We start from the raw sequence: 15,525 nt of genomic DNA, 5'->3' as shown, positions 1-15,525 counted from the left end.
CACAGGACCACCTGCGGACGCGAACGGTATGACCGCCGCCACAACCACCGTAGGCTGACCGTCCCGTCATCGTCGATGCAGCCCAGGAAGGCCGCGCCCGTGCTCGGACAGATGCAGAACCGTCCCCTCGCCCTGCCACACGTGTTCCACCGGGCCGAGCAGATGTTCGGCCACAAGCAGATCACCGGACTCGGGGTCGGGGGCGCCGCCACCACGACCACCTACGCGGACTGGGCGCAGCGCGTCCGGCGCACCGCCGCCGCCCTCGACGCGCTCGGCGTCGCCGAGGACGCCCGGGTGGGCACCTTCTGCTGGAACACCCCGACCCACCTCGAGCTGTACTTCGCGGTGCCCTGCACCGGCCGCGTGCTGCACACGCTCAACATCCGGCTCTTCCCCGAGCAGCTCGTCTACATCGTCAACCACGCCGACGACGAGGTGATCTTCGTCGAGCGGGCGCTGTTCGGGATGCTCTGGCCGCTCGCCGACCAGATGCCGAACGTGAAGAAGTTCGTCGTGATCGACGACGGCGCCGACACCGAGGTCCCCGCCGACGAGCGCATCGTCGACCACGCGGAGCTGCTCGCCTCGGTCGAGCCGTTCACCGGGCCCTTCGAGGTCGCGGACGAGAACCGCGCGGCCGCGATGTGCTACACGTCCGGCACCACCGGCAACCCCAAGGGCGTCGTCTACTCGCACCGCTCGACGGTCCTGCACTCGATCGCGCTGCTCATGGCCGACGTGGCCGGGCTGGTGGAGCGGGACGTCCTGCTGCCGATCGTGCCGATGTTCCACGCCAACGCCTGGGGCACCCCGTACGCGGCGGTGTTCTGCGGCGCGTCACTGGTGATGCCCGGCCCGAACATGGTGCCGAAGGCGATCGCCGGGATGCTGCGCGACCACGACGTCACGCTCACCGCGGGTGTCCCCACCATCTGGATGGGCGTGCTGCCCGAGCTCGAGCGGGCCGACGTCCCGCACCTGCGCCTCGTGCTCTGCGGCGGGTCGGCCGTGCCACGGTCGCTCTCCGAGGGCTGGCGGGAGAAGATCGGGCTGCCGATCACGCAGGCCTGGGGCATGACGGAGACTAGCCCGATCGCGACGACGGGCATGCTGCGCTCGATCCACGACGACCTGTCCGACGACGAGCTCGCCGACGTCCGCGCCACGCAGGGCCAGGTGACCCCGCTCGTCGACCTCCGCCTCGCCGACCCGGACACCGGCGACATCGTCCCGTGGGACGGCTCCTCGTCGGGCGAGCTGCAGGCCGCCGGCCCGTGGATCGCGGCGTCGTACTACCGAAACGAGGACGGCGGGAAGCAGTTCACGGCCGACGGCTGGCTGCGCACCGGCGACGTCGCGATCATCGACCCCACCGGCTACGTCCGGCTCGTCGACCGCACGAAGGACCTGGTCAAGTCGGGCGGGGAGTGGATCTCCTCGGTGGACATGGAGAACCAGATCATGGGGATGCCTGAGGTCGCCGAGGCCGCCGTCATCGCGGTGCCCGACGAGAAGTGGTCGGAGCGTCCGCTGGCGTGCGTGGTGATCCGCGACGGCGCCGAGCTGACCGCGGAGCAGGTCAAGGAGTACCTGGCCACGAAGGTCGCGAAGTGGCAGATCCCCGACGACGTCGTCTTCATCGACGAAGTGCCCAAGACCTCGACGGGCAAGTTCTCGAAGAAGACGCTGCGGGAGAAGTTCGCGGCCGAGAAGGGCTGAGACCCGAGGTCCCGACGGCGGGTCGCGCGACCCGCCGTCGGGAACGCCCGGCCTAGGTGTCGTGACCCGAGACGTTGTGTGCGGCGGCGTGTCGGGTTGATCGAGGAGGGCCTCCGAGGCGAGGTGGGTGTGTCTGACGCATCCATCTCGACCACCGGAGGCCCTCGGTGCCGCACCGTAATGCCCGTCTGACCGTTCACGCGCGCCTGCTGATCGTGCACCGCTACCAAGCCGGGTGGCCGCAAGCCCGGATCGCCGAGCAGCTCGGGGTCTCCCGCGGCACCGTCGCGAAGTGGATCCACCGCTACGACACCGACGGCGAAGCCGGTCTCGAGGACCGACCCTCGCGCCCGCACACCATGCCGCGGCGCACCGCCGACGAGGTCGAGGCCCAGGTCCTGGAGCTGCGCCGCGATCGTCACCGCGGTCCGGTGTTCCTGGCCGGCGAGCTCGGGCTGGTCGCCTCCACCGTCGGACGGATCCTCCGCCGCCACCAGGTGCCGGCGCTCTCGGCGATCGACCCGATCACCGGCGAGCCGGTCCGGCGTCGCCACAGCGGCGAGCGCTACGAACGCTCCCGCCCTGGCGAGCTGCTCCACGTCGACGTCAAGAAGCTCGGCCGGGTCCCTGACGGCGGCGGGTGGCGGCTGCACGGGCGCAGCGAAGCGGTCCGCGGTCGCGGCAACGGCTATGACTACCTGCACGTCGCGATCGACGACCACTCGCGGCTGGCCTACATCGAAGCGCAGCCCGACGAGCGGGAGTTGACCTGTGCTGGGTTCCTGCACCGCGCCGCGACCTGGTTCCGGACCCGCGGGGTCACCGTCGAACGGGTCCTGACCGACAACGCCCTGGCCTACCGCCGCGGCCGGAACTGGGCCGCGGTCTGCGTCGCCCTCGGCATCCGCCGCCGGTTCATCAAGCCCGGCTGTCCCTGGACCAATGGCAAGGTCGAGCGGCTCAACCGGACCCTGCTCACCGAGTTCGCCTACGCCCGGCCCTGGACCAGCAACTCCGCGCGGCTGGCCGCCCTGGACAGCTGGGTCCACGACTACAACACTCGCCGCGCCCACTCCGCCCTCGGCGGCCAACCACCGATCACCCGCCTCGCCTGCTAACAACGTGACGGGTCACGACACCTAGGACTGCGGGGTGCCGGTCTGCTCCGGCAGCTCCCCGCGCTCGCGCTTGCCGAGCACCGAGTTCCGGCGCGAGTAGGCGAAGTAGATGATCACGCCGAGCACCATCCAGCCGATGAACCGGATCCAGGTCTCGACGGTCAGGTTGATCATCAGCCAGAGGCAGGAGATCACCGCGAGGGTCGCCACGATCGGCAGGCCCTTCACGACGAAGCTGCGGGGCAGGTCGGGCTGCTGCTTGCGGAGCACCCAGGTGCCGATGGCGACGAGCACGAAGGCGAACAGCGTGCCGATGTTGACCATCGACTCCAGCTCGTCGGCCGGGAAGAAGCCGGCGAGCACCGCGCACAGCACGCCGATGATGATCGTGATCGTGACCGGGGTGCCGCGCGACCCGGTCCTCGCCAGGTTCCGCGGGAGCAGCCCGTCGCGCGCCATCGCGTAGAACACGCGGCTCTGGCCGAGCATCAGCACCATGACGACGGTCGTGAGGCCGGCGAGGGCCCCGACCTCGATGATCGTGGACGCCCAGTTCGCCCCGACGAGCGAGAACGCCGTGGACAGGGTGGCCGAGTCGCCGTTCGGGCCGGTCTGCAGCTGGGTGTAGCTGACCATGCCGACCAGCACGAGCGACGTCGCGACGTAGAGGACGGTCACGACGCCGAGCGAGCCGAGGATGCCGCGCGGGAGGTCCTTCTGCGGGTTCTTCGTCTCCTCCGCCGTGGTGGACACGGCGTCGAACCCGATGAACGCGAAGAACACCAGCGAGGCACCGGCGAGCAGGCCGTAGATGCCGTAGGTCGAGCCGTCGCTGCCCGCGATGAGCGAGAGCAGGGAGGACTTGACGCCACCGCCGCTCTCCTGTTCGCCACCGGGCGGCGGGATGAACGGCGAGTAGTTGGCCGACCGGATGTAGAAGGCGCCGACGACGATGACGAGCAGGACCACGCCGACCTTGACCGCCGTCATCACGCTGGACACGGTGCTGGAGAGCTTGATGCCGAGCACGAGGACCACGGTGAGGACCGCGATGATCAGCATCGCGCCCCAGTCGACGGCGAGCCCGCCGATCGAGACCGTGGCGGCGGTGCCGTCGCCGGTGAACAGCTGGCCGAGGTACTTCGCCCAGCTCGTGGAGACCACCGCCGCGCCGAGCGCGTACTCCAGGACGAGGTCCCAGCCGATGATCCAGGCGATGAACTCGCCGAAGGTCGCGTAGGAGAACGTGTAGGCGCTGCCCGCCACCGGCACCGTCGAGGCGAACTCGGCGTAGCAGAGCCCGGCGAAGCCGCACGCGATCGCGGCGATGACGAAGGAGATCGCGACGGCGGGTCCGGTGATGTCCCCGGCCACGCGCGCGGTGATCGTGAAGATGCCGGCGCCGATCAGCACCGCGACGCCGAAGACGGTCAGGTCGAGCGCACCGAGCTCCCGGCGCAGCTTGCTGTCCGGTTCATCGGTGTCGCGGATCGACTGCTCGACCGACTTGGTGCGGAACAGGCTGTTCGTGCGCGGCGAAGGCGTGGTCGTCGCCATGGCCCGGCCCCCTCTCGCTGTCAATTTCGTGTGCGGTGGCGCGGACCCTATCCGGGGACACCGACACCCGTCGTGTCGATGCGGCGACCGGTGGCGACCAGGTGCCGCCGGGTGCGACAGCCGGCCTAGCGGCCGTCCCCGGCGACGAACACGAGGGCCGGGCCGTCGAGCGCGGCGACGTCCACCGACGTCTCCGCCGACGGGAGCCACACCGCGCGGCCCTGCGGCACGGTGAGCGTGCCGCCCGCGCCCTCCATCGCCACCTGCCCGCGGACGACGACCGCGATCCGCGGCCCGTCGAGGCCGACCCCCGCCGACCCGCCGTCGGGAAGGTCCAGCCGGACCAGCCGGAAGTACTCGCTCGGGGCGTGGAACACCGAGCGCGGACCGTCGGTCTCGGGCCGCAGCAGCGTCGGCGGGCCGCAGCGGAAGTCGAGGATGCGCAGCAGTTCGGGCACGTCGACGTGCTTGGGCGTCAGGCCCGCGCGCAGCACGTTGTCGGAGTTCGCCATGAGCTCGACGCCGCAGCCCGACAGGTAGGCGTGCGGGGAGCCGGCGGGCTGGAACAGGCACTCACCCTCGGCGAGGACCACGCGGTTGAGCAGCAGGGCGGCGAGGACGCCGGCGTCGCCGGGGTAGCGCTCCCCGAGGTCGAGCAGTGTCCGGACCTCGCGGTCGAACTCGTCGGCGCCACTCTTGAGCAGCGTGACGCAGGCGTCGAGGAGCTCGGGCACGAGCTGGTCGACCGCGCGCTGCGGGAGGGTGATCCAGGTGGTGAAGACGGCCCGCAGGCCGTCCGGGTCGGGCTGCGCGGCGAGCAGCTCGGTGTGGTGGCGCAGGCCCGGCACGTCGAGGGCGCGCATCAGCCGCAGCGTCACCCGGGCGTCCCGGAACCCGGCGAGGGCGTGGAACTCCTCCAGCGCGCAGAGGATCTCCGGCTTGGGCAGCGCGTCGCGGTAGTTCCGGTCCGGAGCCGTCCGCGGGACGCCTGCCGCCTCCTCGCGGGCGAACCCGGCCACGGCCTGCTCGGCCGAGGGGTGCGTCTGCAGCGACAGCGGTTCCTCGGCGGCGAGCACCTTGAGCAGGAACGGCAACCGGCCGCCCCAGTGCTCGGCGCGCTCGGCGCCGAACGCGCCCTCCGGGTCGGCGGTGATCGCGTGCAGCAGCGTGCGGCCGCCCGGGAGGCGGGACGGGTCGTCCACGTGCGCGCCGAACCAGAGCTCGGCCTGCGGGTGCGGCGACGGGACGGGCTCGCCGAGCAGGGCCGGGATGTGGGTGCGCGACCCCCAGGCGTACGGCCGCACCGTCCCCTCGAGCAGTTCCACCGCTTCGGTCCCCCTGAGTCGTTCGCCGTGCACGGATGGGCGGGTGGCGGGCCACGGCGGTCCCGCCTCCGCCGGGCGCCCCGGTCTCGAGCGCTCCGGTGGGTCAGGCCCCGATGCCTGGGACCGCGCCGGGACTGCGCCCGGGCTCCGGGTCGGCGCCGATCGAGCCGGTCGCGAGGCCGAGGTAGAGCGCCGCGAGGTCGAGCCGCAGCGCGAGCACACCGGCCCGGACCGCGTCCCGGCCGACACCGGGCCCGGCGAGCTCGAGGTCGTCGAGCTCGAGGGTGTCCGCGGCCGGCCAGCGCCGTTCGGCGTCCTGGGCCAGCCGTCGCGTCGGGACGTCCTCGGCCACGTTCACGACGACGAGCCGCGGCGGCGGACCGTCGGGGCCGGGGTCGTCGAACGGGTCGGCGAAGATCGGGTCGACGCCGGTGCCGCCGTCGAGACGGGCCGCAAGGGCCGGCACGCCGACCGCGCCGGTCAGCGAACCCGCGTGCGCGACGACGCCGGCGTGGGCGGCCAGGGCCGCGGCGCCGTACCCGGCGACGGCGACCGCGGTCGCGTCGGTGCCCCACAGCAGCGGGGTGTGCTCGGCGAGCCGGAGCGCGAGCGCCTTGGCCGGCGCGACGAACGCCTCGTGCCGCGGTCCGCTGCGCTCGGCCTCGTCGTCGAGGCGGTCGGCGAGCGCCTCGCCGTCGACGTCGAGGAGGTCCAGGGCGCGAGCCGTGGCGAAGGCCGCGGCCAGGTCGGTCGCGGCGGCGAGGCCGTCCAGCACGGGCACGCGCGGGCTCACCTGGATCGCGCGCCCCGCGGCGGCCGCGGCGGCCGGACCGTCCGGCGGCCCGGTCAGCACGACGTGGGCGTTGCGGCGGACGGCGCGGTCCACGGCCTCGGCGACGGCCGCGTCGGCCGGGTCCTGCTCCGATCCGCGGTGGGACACCACCACGACGTCGAGCGGCCCGAGCCACGGCGGCGCGGTGCCGGTGACCACGACCGGGCACGGGCAGGTCGGCTCGAGCAGCGCGGCGGTGACGGCCGCGCTCGCCCGCTCCGGGCCGGGCCGGGTGAGCAGGACGAGCGCCCGCGGCCGCAGCCCCTCGAGCGTGGCGAGCCCGGCCTCCTGCGCGGCCGCCCAGGTCGCCCGGACCTGGGCGCCGGCGGTCGCGGCCGCGCGCAGCACGCCACCGCGGTCGGCGTCGAGCAGACGGCCGGTGTCGTCGAGCAGTGCCTCGTCGAGCACCGCGCTCACCCGCCCGCGGTGTCGCTCGACCCGCCGTCGGGACCGGCGTCGGGGCCGTTCGCGGCCTCGGAGAGCAGCAGCACCGGGATGCCGTCGGTGACGGGGTAGGTCCGCCCGCACGCCGCGCAGGTGAGGGTGGACGTCTCCACGTCGGGGCGCAGCTCGCCGTGGTCGGGGGCCGGGCAGGCGAGGATCTCGAGCAGGGCCGGGTCGAGCCCGAGCGGGCCGGCGGTGCTCATCGCCGGACCACCGCGAGCACCTCGTCGCGCAGGGCGGCCACCGCGTCGGCGTCGGACGCCTCCACGTTGAGGCGCAGCAGCGGCTCGGTGTTGGACGGACGCAGGTTGAACCAGTCGCCGCTGTCGAACATCACCGTCAGCCCGTCGAGGGTGTCGGTGGTGACGTCGTCCCGGTCGGCGTAGGTCTGCTCCACCTCCGCCATCCTGGCCTGCGGGTCGTCCACCGTCGAGTTGACCTCGCCGGAGGCGGCGTAGCGCGAGTACTGCGCCATGAGCTCCGAGAGCGGCTTGTCCTGCTCCCCCAGGGCGGCGAGGACGTGCAGCGCCGCGAGCATCCCGGAGTCGGCGCGGAAGAAGTCGCGGAAGTAGTAGTGCGCCGAGTGCTCGCCGCCGAAGATCGCGCCGGTCTGCGCCATCGTCGCCTTGATGAACGAGTGGCCCACACGGGTGCGGACGGGCCTGCCGCCGGCCTCGGTGACGATCTCCGGCACGGCCCGCGAGGTGATCAGGTTGTGGATGATCGTGGAGCCCGGCTCCTTGGCCAGCTCGCGCGTGGCAACCAGCGCGGTGATCGCGCTCGGGCTCACGGCCTCGCCGCGCTCGTCGACGAGGAAGACGCGGTCGGCGTCGCCGTCGAAGGCCAGCCCGGCGTCGACGTGGCCGAGGTTGGACACCTCGCGCTGCAGGTCGACCAGGTTGTCCGGGTCGAGCGGGTTGGCCTCGTGGTTGGGGAACGTGCCGTCGAGCTCGAAGTAGAGCGGGTGCACGTCGATCGGCAGCGGGTCGAGCACCGCGGGGACGGTGTACCCGGCCATGCCGTTGCCCGCGTCGACCACGACCGACAGCGGACGGATGCCCGACAGGTCGACGAGGCCGCGCAGGTACTCCGCGTAGCCCTCGCGCATCTCCCGCTGCCGCACGGTGCCCGGGGTCGCGGCGGAGCCCGGGACCTCGCCGGGCCCGCGGTCGAGCATTGCGGCGATGTCGTCCAGGCCGGTGTCCTGCCCGACGGGGCTCGCGCCCGCCCGGCAGAGCTTGATGCCGTTGTAGGTCGCCGGGTTGTGGCTCGCGGTGAACATCGCGCCGGGCGCGTCGAGCACGCCCGAGGCGTAGTAGAGCATGTCGGTGCTGGCCAGCCCGATCTCGACGACGTCGACCCCGCGGCTCGTGACGCCCTCGGCGAACGCCGCGGCGAGCTCGGGCGACGAGTCGCGCATGTCGTGGCCCACGACGATGCCGTTCGCGGGGGGCCCGCCGGCCTCGGAGGTGAGCAGCTCGGCGAACGCGGCACCCACGTCGCGGACGAAGGCGGCGTCGAGCTGCTCGCCGACCAGACCCCGGACGTCGTAGGCCTTGATCACCTGGCCGATGACGCGGGAGCGGGCGGCCTGCGCGGACTCGGTGGCTGCTGAACTGCTCACACCCGGCAGCGTATCGGCCGGGTCCGACACCGCGCGGCTCGGCGGCCACCCGATGGGGTGGCCCGACCCGCGCAGGGCTGGACGGGTCCGGTCCGGGGCGGGACGGGTGTGGTCCGGGGTCGGACGGATTCCGGTCGGGCTCGTCCGGTCAGGGGTTGGACGGGTCCGGCAGCACCCGCAGGTGCCCGCGCCGCCCGGTCCCCGCGACCGCGCCCAGGCCGACGGCCTCCGTCGGCGGCTCGGCCCGGCCGGCCTCGCGCACGGCCTCGGCGAGCGCGGTCAGGTCGTCGGCGCTCGGCTCCGAGGGGAACTCGCCCTCGTAGCGCACGACCTCCCACCCACGCGGGGCGGTGAGGCGCAGGGCGTGGAACTCGCAGAGGTCGTACGAGTGCGGCTCCGCACTGGTCGCCAACGGACCCACGACGGCCGTCGAATCGGAGTAGACGTACGTCAACGTGGCCACGGCCGCACGGCCGCACCCGGTCCGTGAGCACTTCCGTACTCCTCGCACGGACGGAGACGATAGACGCCGGGTGCGCCTCCCGTCGCGCAGGCTCGCTCGGCGCGTCGGGTGACGGTCCGGGACGGGTGCGCCCGGGTGGCTGCAGGGCCGCTCGCGAGAGTGACGCCAGGCATCTCCGGCCGCCCCACGACCTGCCGGACGGACACCTCGCGGCGCGCGCCGCCGCGTACAGGGACGCCCGCCCGACCACGGACGGCGGGAGTGACCTCGGACGACGGCGTCGGGGCGTAGGCTCGCCGCTCATGGCGAGGGGTGGTACCCGCATCGGTGGACGCTCGGGCGGTTCGCGGGCGGGCGGCGCCCAGCCGGGGCGGACGCCGCGGCGACGCGACCGGCGGGGCCGCGGCATGCGGGCGCCGCTCTATCCTGCGGGCGCCCCCGCGGCGCGCACGCGCGCGGAGAGGTTCGACGCCGTGGTGCTCGAGGCCCTCGAGCCCATCGAGGAGCGGTGGGGCGCCGAGCTGGAGGAGCTCGACGTGGCCGTCGACGACGTGCCCGACGTGTCGACCCCCGTGCCCGACGACGACGGCGTGGTCGGCGACGGCGACATCCCGCTCGCCCGGCTCGTCCCGGCCGGCGTGGACCGCCGCGGCGCGCCGACCCGGGCCCGCATCGTGCTCTACCGGCGCCCGCTCGAGGCGCGCGCGCTCGACGGCGAGGACCTCGCCGACCTGCTCCACGACGTGCTCGTGGAACAGGTCGCGGAGTACCTCGGCGTGGAGCCGGACACGATCGACGACGAGAGCGACCAGGCGTAGCGCCCCTCGGAGCCGGTCACGAGCCGGTCAGGAGCCGGTCAGGAGCCGGTCAGAAGCCGTGGTGCACGGCCTCGACGTTGTGCCCGTCGGGGTCGCGCAGGAACACGCCGTAGTAGCCCGGGTGGTACTCGGGCCACTCGCGCGGAGCGTGCAGCACCTCCACCCCGGCGGCCACGGCGGCCTCGTGCACGGCGTCGACGGCCGCCCGGTCGGGCGCCGAGAACGCGAAGTGCAGCTCCCGGTCCACCGGGCCGCCCGGCGTGAGCCAGAACTGCGGCACGCCGGCGGCCCCGGCGAGCCCGACGACGGCGCTCCCCTCGTGCGGGATGCGCATCGCCTCCCGGAAGCCGAGCGGCGCGAAGATCTGCAGGTAGCGGGCCACGGCGGCGTCGACGTCGGCGACCGGGACCCCGAAGTGATCGAGCATGCCGCGGACCGTAGCGGCGACCCCCGACAACCTCGCCGGTGTCAGTCCAGCCGGGTCCGCGACGGCAGCGCCGAGAGCACCGTGAACAGCACCAGCGCCAGCTGCAGGAGCAACAGCAGGCCCCGCAGCGTGGTGTCGCGACCGATCACCACCGGCCCGCCCTGCGCCGGGACCGGCACCCCGACGAGGTGACCCCACGCCGGGACGATGTCGGCCGGTGCCCCGCCCACGGTCGCGGTCCAGCCCGACTCGCGCTCCGCCGCGAGCACCACGAGACGCCGGTCGGCGCCGGGCGAGATGAGCACGCCGACCGACGGCGGCGTCGCGGGCAGCGCCGCGATGCCCGACGGGCGCCGGGGCGCCGCCTTCGCGTCGGTCGCGTCGTCGGAGACCGGCGGCTCGAGGATCACGGCGCCGGCCACCGGCAGGCCGATCGTCAGCACCGACCGGCCGTCGGAGGTCGGCGCGGCCGGGGTGAGCAGCGGCGAACCCGCGCTCGCCGCGCGGTCGGCGACCGCCGCGTCGGGCAGGATTACCGTGGACGTGCCCGAGGCGGCGAGTTCGGCCGCCCCGGCCTGCACGGTCGCCGGGTCCCCGGAGAGCAGCGCGGTGACGTCGCGGGTCAGGCGGGCCGGCGCGGCGCCCACCGGCACCAGGTCGTCGTCGCCGTAGCGCGGCAGGTCGGCCCCCGCGCGGCGGGTGGCGTCGGTGTCGAGCGCGAAGCCCGGCCCGTCCGCGCGCGGCGCCAGCCCGACCTCCACGACCGTGGCGCCGGACGCGGCCACCCGCCCGGCGAGCGCGGCGTCCAGCACGGGGGCGGGGCGGGCGGCCAGCGCACCGCGCGGCCCGATCAGGACGGCGCACACGGCGAGCGCGACGGCCGTGGCGGCGACGAGCGGCACGGCGACGCCCCGCGCGCGGCCGGTGGACGCCGCACTCGCGCGGACCCGTAGGCGGGAGGACAGCGCCGTGCCGACGCGCGACGCGGCGGAGCGCGCCCCGCCGCCGACCCGCGACAGGACGCCGTCCGGGCCGAGGTCGATCGCGGGGTCGCCCAGCTGCCGCGGCGCGGGCCGGTGACGCGGGCCCGAGCGGCCGGTGACGAGCGTGCCGAGCGGGACGGCGCGCGCCTCGGCGACGAGCGCCAGCAGGCTCCACAGCGCGCCGCACGCGGCGAAGGCGAGCGCGGGGCCGGTCCAGCCCGGGCGCGGGTCGCCGCCCGACAGCGGCGCCAGCGGCACGGTGCCGACGATGCCGGCGGCGACGATGCCGAGCAGCATCACCGCGAGACCGGGGACCATCGTCCGGCGCGGGGCGAGCAGCGCGCCGCCCACCGCCACGACCAGCACGATCAGCCCGACCACGGGCAGCGACCCGGCGCCCCCGGGGTCGAGGGAGAGCACGTCGAGCGTGCTCGCGAACCGCTCGGTGACCGGCGAGCCGGTGCCGTGCAGCAGCACCTGCGGGGCCCGCAGCAGCGTCGAGGGCCAGGGCAGGAGCAGCAGCACCGGGAGGACGACGACGGCGGCGAGCGCCACCGCCCGGCGCTTCGCCGCCCCGGCGGGCGCGGGCACCGCGACGAAGCCGACGACGACCACCACGAGCACCATCAGGTGGACCAGCGGCGCGAAGGCGGACACGACGGCGAGCAGGAGCGAGGTGCCCGCGGCGGCGCTCCACCACGACGTCCGGCGGCCGCGGGTCCCCTCGGGGGTGCGGCTGCCGCGCAGCACCGCGGCGACCCCGGCGAGCACGAGCGGCAGCAGCACGACGACGACCACGCCGTCGAGCCGACCCTGCGCGACGGCCGCCGCCGTGATGCCGAGCAGGGCGTAGACGGAGGCGGCGAGGGCGCGCAGCACGCGGCCCACGCGGATCGGCCGGGCGGAGACGTAGGCGGACAGCCCGGCCAGCGGCAGGGCGCCGAGCAGCAGCAGCGACACGGCCACGGCCGGTCCGCTCGAGCCGGCGACGGGCCACAGCAGCCCGCCGAGCACGCCGAGCACCGCGAGCGCGGCCGAGGCCGGCGCAGCCGTGCCGCCGGCCACCGGGTGCCATTCGGCCAGGTAGCTGCTCCAGAGGGGGCCGAGCTCGGGCAGCGCGCGGATGCGTCCGCCGGCGAGGTCGAGGCCGAGGCGGGACCGCTGCGCCAGCAACGACACCGCGGTCAGCGCCAGCACCATCAGCAGCGGCGGGGCGAGCAGCAGCTCCCGCAGGACGCGGCCCGGGGTGACGGGCACGACGACGAGGTGCGGGTCGGCCTCGGCGGCCGGGGCCTCGCGGGGGTCGGGGATCCCGACGAGTGCGGTGGCGGCCTCCGGGTCGGCCACCGAGCGGTGGCGTCCGCTGCGGGCGATGAGCTCGGTGGGGCCGGCCTCGCCGCCCGCGGACGGCCCCGCGAGGGAGACCGCGACGGACTCGCCGCCCGGTCGGCGCAGGCCCGCCTTGCGCCGGCCCGACCGCTTCGGCGCGGTCGCCCCGGCCGGGAGGGCGCCCTGCCCGACGAGCAGCTGCCCGTCCTCGGGGCCCTCCGCCGAGGCCGCCGCGGCCGAGACGGGCGCCCGCGCGGGCCGGGCCGCCCAGTCCGGCAGGCGCCCCAGGTCGAGGTCGTCGCGGACCCGGTTGCGGACGATGCTCGTGAGACCGCCGGAGACGGCGTTGCGCAGGCGCGTGGTGCGGCTGGTGAGCAGACCGCGGACGTCGCCCGACCCGGCGTCGGGAACGGACCTCCGGCGCCGTGCCTCCCGGACCTCGCCGAGGTCGGCCACCAGCCGACCCATCGCCCCCAGCTCGGCGTTGGCCGCCCGCGGGCGGCGCAGCAGCAGGAAGCCCAGCGCCCGCAGGACGGCGAGCAGCGGGAGCCGGACGAGCCCGACGGCGTACGCGGCCGCGGACCCGTTGACGAGGACGGTCGTCATGCCGTTGCGCCGGTCGGTCGTGCGCAGCCCGCCGTCAGTGCCGCGGGCGTCGAGCCTGCGCGCGCCGACCGTCACCGCGCGGGCGTGGTGCAGGCGCGCGGAGGGGACGCAGAGCACGAGGCCCCCGGCGCGGTTGATGCGCCAGCCGAGGTCGACGTCCTCGCGCAGGAGGCCGAACGCCGAGTCGTACCCGCCGAGGGCGTCCCACTCGCGGCGCCGGACCAGGGCGCCCGCCGAGCCGACGGCGAGCACCTCGGAGTTGGTGGCGAACTGACCGAGGTCGAGCTCGTCGGAGCCGATCCCGGTCTGCCGGTGCCCGGAGGCGTCGGTGGACAGCCCGGCCTCGACGACGAGCCGCGGGTCGTCCCAGTCGAGCTGGAGCGGGCCGAGCATCGCGGCCGCGGGCGAGGACTCGGCGACCGAGAGCAGGACGTCGAGGCAGGACGGCTCGGGGGCCGCGTCGTCGTGCAGCACCCAGAGCCAGTCGCCCGAGCTGCGCTCGCCGTCGCGACCCCAGCGCCGGTCCGCGTCGGCCACGGCCGCCGCGACCGCCGTGCCGAACGGGGTGTCGCGCGGGAGGTCGAGCACGACGTCGACGCGGTTGGAGGACCGCAGCAGGTCGGGGGTGGAGTCCCGCGAGCCCGTGTCGACCGCGACGACCCGCCGCGGGGCGACCGAGAGCCGACCGAGAGCGCCGAGGGTCTCGGGCAGCCACGCCTCGCCGTCGTGACAGACCAGGACCGCCAGCACGGGCGCCGTGGGGGCCACCGCAGTCCTCCCCGCCGTCGGTGTCGCCCGGTGGCCACCGGGCGGTGCCCGAGACTAGAAGGGGGGTCCGACGGCGTGGACAGACAGGGTGCTCACACTCCCCGCGGGGAGTGTGGTGGCAGCGGACGGGTCAGACGACCCGACGCTTGAGCCGACGACGCTCCCGCTCGGAGAGACCGCCCCAGATACCGAAGCGCTCGTCGTGGCCGAGGGCGTACTCCAGGCACTCGGAGCGCACCTCGCAGCTGTTGCAGATCTGCTTGGCCTCCCGGGTCGATCCGCCCTTCTCCGGGAAGAACGCCTCGGGATCGGTCTGCGCGCACAGGGCGCGTTCCTGCCACTCCTGCTCGTCCTCGCCCGCCACGGCGAACAACTCTCCCAGGACGTCCCGCGGCCGCCCTCCCCCGTGGGGTCCCCCCGCCGCCAGCGACGTCCCGGACGTCCCGTCGAACCTCACGCTGCCCAGCACCACCGACCCGCTCTCCGCACCGTTCACACGGCCTCCCTCACCGCTAGCACTCCCCAGCTGGCGGAGCGCCGGCCCCGCGCCGGCGTGTACGTCGGCAGGAATTACATCGGTGTCGTTCCATGTGGGTCAAGTTGAGTCCCCTGCATGGCCGCATGTCGCGACGGACGGTCGTCACGTGCGGTGAACGCGTTTCCGACGCCCATCGACGCTGCGTGGCCCCCGTCCGGGGCCCGACCTGGGACACTGACGCGGTGGCCAGCCTGCGCTCCGGTGGGAGCCTGACCCGGACCAGCCCCATCTTCCTGGGGCTCCTCGCCGCGACCGTGGCCGGGTGCGTCCTCACGCTCATCGACTCCGAGATCGCGATCACGGCCGGCGTGGTGATCATCATCCTGGCCGGATGGTGCGTCTCCCTGTGCCTGCACGAGTTCGCCCACGCGCTGACCGCGCACCGCTGCGGCGACCCCTGGGTCAAGGCCCGCGGCTACCTCACCCTCGACATCACGAAGTACGCCAACCCCGGGCTGACGTTCGTGCTGCCGGTGCTGTTCCTGCTGATCGGCGGCATCCCGCTGCCCGGCGGCGCGGTCTACATCGCCCGCGGCACGCTCCGCGCCCGCTGGGCGATGAGCCTGGTCTCGCTCGCGGGCCCGCTGGTCAACCTCGTGCTCGCGGTGCTCCTGGCGCTGCTGGTCCCGCTCGTCCCGGTCTACCTCGGCGCGGGCCTGTCCTTCCTCGCGCTGATCCAGGTCCTCGCCTTCGTGCTGAACATCCTGCCGATCCCGGGACTCGACGGCTGGGGCGTCCTCGACCCGTACCTCTCGGAGCACACGCGCCAACGGGTCGCCCCGTTCACCCCGTACGCCCCGCTGCTGCTGTTCGTGGTGCTGCTGCTCTTCTCCCCCGCCGCGCAGGCGCTGTTCGGCTTCGCCTCGTTCGTCTACTCCTCCACCGGCGGCGACCTCGCGCTCGCCGAGGCCGGCCGGTCGATCTTCTTCTTCTGGCAGCGCTAGGGCAGGGCCTTCCCGACGCCGGGTCGT

General features: G+C 74.8%; 13 protein-coding genes. 4 read left to right on the top strand and 9 right to left on the bottom strand.

The window, feature by feature from the left end; genetic code table 11:
- Nucleotides 1–75: 75 nt before the first annotated feature.
- Nucleotides 76–1,722, top strand: coding sequence for a long-chain fatty acid--CoA ligase (locus LN037_RS18465; protein WP_230755291.1), 1,647 nt, complete (start codon nucleotides 76–78; stop codon nucleotides 1,720–1,722).
- 167 nt (nucleotides 1,723–1,889) lie between these two features.
- Complete coding sequence (locus tag LN037_RS18460; protein ID WP_230755289.1) at nucleotides 1,890–2,840, top strand: IS481 family transposase; 951 nt, start codon at nucleotides 1,890–1,892, stop codon at nucleotides 2,838–2,840.
- A 21-nt stretch (nucleotides 2,841–2,861) separates the two neighbouring features.
- Here the strand turns inward: LN037_RS18460 and LN037_RS18455 are convergent, their stop codons facing one another.
- From LN037_RS18455 to LN037_RS18430, 6 genes are all read right to left on the bottom strand, one after another.
- On the bottom strand, nucleotides 2,862–4,397 hold the full coding sequence (locus LN037_RS18455; RefSeq protein WP_230755287.1) for an APC family permease: 1,536 nt from the start codon (nucleotides 4,395–4,397) through the stop codon (nucleotides 2,862–2,864).
- A 125-nt stretch (nucleotides 4,398–4,522) separates the two neighbouring features.
- A complete protein-coding gene (gene manA, locus LN037_RS18450) occupies nucleotides 4,523–5,722 on the bottom strand; it encodes a mannose-6-phosphate isomerase, class I (RefSeq protein ID WP_230755285.1) in 1,200 nt (399 codons plus the stop codon).
- A gap of 103 nt (nucleotides 5,723–5,825) precedes the next feature.
- Nucleotides 5,826–6,971: an SIS domain-containing protein gene (locus LN037_RS18445; protein ID WP_230755283.1), complete on the bottom strand. Its 1,146-nt coding sequence runs from the start codon at nucleotides 6,969–6,971 to the stop codon at nucleotides 5,826–5,828.
- Nucleotides 6,968–7,201: a Trm112 family protein gene (locus LN037_RS18440; RefSeq protein ID WP_230755280.1), complete on the bottom strand. Its 234-nt coding sequence runs from the start codon at nucleotides 7,199–7,201 to the stop codon at nucleotides 6,968–6,970. The genes LN037_RS18445 and LN037_RS18440 overlap by 4 nt, the downstream gene beginning before the upstream one ends.
- Nucleotides 7,198–8,622, bottom strand: a complete 1,425-nt coding sequence (locus LN037_RS18435) for a phosphomannomutase/phosphoglucomutase (RefSeq protein WP_230755274.1) — start codon at nucleotides 8,620–8,622, stop codon at nucleotides 7,198–7,200. Before LN037_RS18435 ends, LN037_RS18440 begins: the two co-directional genes overlap by 4 nt.
- A gap of 148 nt (nucleotides 8,623–8,770) precedes the next feature.
- The gene (locus LN037_RS18430; RefSeq protein ID WP_230755268.1) at nucleotides 8,771–9,133 is read right to left on the bottom strand and encodes a DUF3499 domain-containing protein; all 363 of its coding nucleotides are present in this window, start codon (nucleotides 9,131–9,133) and stop codon (nucleotides 8,771–8,773) included.
- Between the two features lie 254 nt (nucleotides 9,134–9,387).
- On the opposite strand from LN037_RS18430, the gene LN037_RS18425 reads away from it, so the two are divergent.
- A complete protein-coding gene (locus LN037_RS18425; RefSeq protein ID WP_230755266.1) occupies nucleotides 9,388–9,903 on the top strand; it encodes a metallopeptidase family protein in 516 nt (171 codons plus the stop codon).
- A 49-nt stretch (nucleotides 9,904–9,952) separates the two neighbouring features.
- On the opposite strand, the gene LN037_RS18420 is transcribed toward LN037_RS18425, so the two are convergent.
- From LN037_RS18420 to LN037_RS18410, 3 genes are all read right to left on the bottom strand, one after another.
- Entirely contained in the window at nucleotides 9,953–10,330 is a 378-nt protein-coding gene (locus LN037_RS18420) for a VOC family protein (RefSeq protein WP_230755264.1), read from the bottom strand.
- A gap of 41 nt (nucleotides 10,331–10,371) precedes the next feature.
- The gene (locus LN037_RS18415) at nucleotides 10,372–14,016 is read right to left on the bottom strand and encodes a glycosyltransferase (protein ID WP_230755262.1); all 3,645 of its coding nucleotides are present in this window, start codon (nucleotides 14,014–14,016) and stop codon (nucleotides 10,372–10,374) included.
- A 130-nt stretch (nucleotides 14,017–14,146) separates the two neighbouring features.
- A complete protein-coding gene (locus LN037_RS18410) occupies nucleotides 14,147–14,398 on the bottom strand; it encodes a WhiB family transcriptional regulator (RefSeq protein WP_230755641.1) in 252 nt (83 codons plus the stop codon).
- Nucleotides 14,399–14,736: 338 nt separating this feature from the next.
- Between LN037_RS18410 and LN037_RS18405 the strand changes: the two genes are divergently transcribed.
- Nucleotides 14,737–15,498 carry a site-2 protease family protein gene (locus tag LN037_RS18405; RefSeq protein WP_230755260.1) on the top strand — a complete coding sequence of 254 codons (762 nt, stop codon included), beginning with the start codon at nucleotides 14,737–14,739 and terminating at the stop codon, nucleotides 15,496–15,498.
- The last annotated feature ends 27 nt before the right edge of the window (nucleotides 15,499–15,525 follow it).

Source organism: Actinomycetospora soli (genome assembly GCF_021026295.1).
GTDB classification, from domain to species: Bacteria; Actinomycetota; Actinomycetes; order Mycobacteriales; family Pseudonocardiaceae; genus Actinomycetospora; species Actinomycetospora soli.
The sequence above is the reverse complement of the archived record's forward strand: the minus strand, read 5'-3'. Positions and strand labels throughout refer to the sequence as shown.